This window comes from Acidovorax sp. NO-1 (genome assembly GCF_000238595.1).
Lineage (GTDB): Bacteria > Pseudomonadota > Gammaproteobacteria > Burkholderiales > Burkholderiaceae_C > Acidovorax.
Map to the genome: position 1 here is coordinate 1 of NZ_AGTS01000081.1, position 607 is coordinate 607.

At 59.0% G+C, this 607-nt stretch carries 1 protein-coding gene; it reads left to right on the forward strand.

Annotated elements, in window-relative coordinates:
* Positions 1–92 precede the first annotated feature (92 nt).
* Positions 93–607 (forward strand): IS5 family transposase (locus KYG_RS12850; RefSeq protein WP_008905339.1); only part of this gene is annotated, 515 nt, incomplete at its 3' end.

Consider the following 607-nt stretch of genomic DNA (forward strand, 5'->3'; position numbering starts at 1 on the left):
CAGGCTGCTGAAATACCTCATAGGCAAGTCGCTCGAAACGGTGTGTCGTGGCACAGTAGGGGCACATCCCGTCACCTCGAAACGACTCCCTCATGCGCGGCGCTGACACCTACACCGAAGGCCTGTTCACCCTCAAGAAGCTCGACGACTTCGTGCCAGGGAATCACCCGTTGCGAGTCATCCGCACGATGGTCAACAAGGCGCTGGCCGAGATGGGCGGGCTGTTCGCCCGGATGTATGAAGACGACGTCAAGGGCGGACGTCCCAGCATCGCACCCGAGAAGCTGTTGCGCGCCATGCTGCTGCAAGTGCTGTACTCCGTTCGTTCCGAGAGGCAGTTGATGGAGCAGACGCAATACAACCTGCTGTTTCGATGGTTCATTGGTCTGTCGATGGACGATGCAACCTGGGTACCCACGGTGTTCAGCAAGAACCGCCAGCGCTTGATCGAACACGAAGCGGTGGTGGTCTTCTTCAACGAGGTGCTCAAACAGGCCGACAAGAAGAAGTGGCTGTCCAAGGAGCACTTCAGCGTGGACGGCACCTTGATCCAGGCCTGGGCTGGGCACAAGAGCTTCGTGCCCAAGGACGGTGGTGACGATGCTGA